The organism is Bartonella sp. CL70QHWL (genome assembly GCF_042194855.1).
Lineage (GTDB): Bacteria > Pseudomonadota > Alphaproteobacteria > Rhizobiales > Rhizobiaceae > Bartonella.
The window spans coordinates 1-505 of the sequence record NZ_JBHINJ010000148.1; the positions used below are offsets into that span (position 1 = coordinate 1).

A 505-nucleotide genomic window follows, 5' to 3' on the forward strand; every position below is an offset into this window, starting at 1 on the left:
TCCAGCTGCCAAATCCATTGGGTTGGTTGAATCAACACTCGTCGTATCTGCACCATCAACAGAGAGATCCCAACTTGGAGTTATAGAGTCTTTTAGAGCTTTTAGCTGCGCAACATTCACGGCATCAGTGTCGTCCGCGCCACCTGCAACGCCAGAAAGAATTCTGGTCTTATTATCTTTATTGGTAATAGTGATTTTATCGCCATCTGTATCCTTACCAATGGTGATGTATTTCGTCTGCACATCTTGTTTAATAAAACTACTGGCTGCTACTTGTTCTTTTATTTCCTTCAGTTGTGCAAAATTCACCGCATCGGTGCTTTCAGTACCCGTTGCCACTCCAGTTATCTTTTTACCTCCAGCATCAACACCTCCGGTGGTTATTTTCGGACCATTGGCAATCACTAAGCCCGTTGCGTCTAAAGTACTGCTTCCTGCAGTTACTTTATTGACTGCGATTTCCTTAGCTAGATCAAATTTTATATTATTGTCATCTTTGCCTTTG

1 pseudogene is annotated in these 505 nt (G+C 42.4%); it reads right to left on the reverse strand.

Annotated elements, in window-relative coordinates:
• Positions 1-405: pseudogene (locus ACFIJZ_RS10175) on the reverse strand (hypothetical protein); the annotation flags it as partial.
• Positions 406-505: the final 100 nt, after the last annotated feature.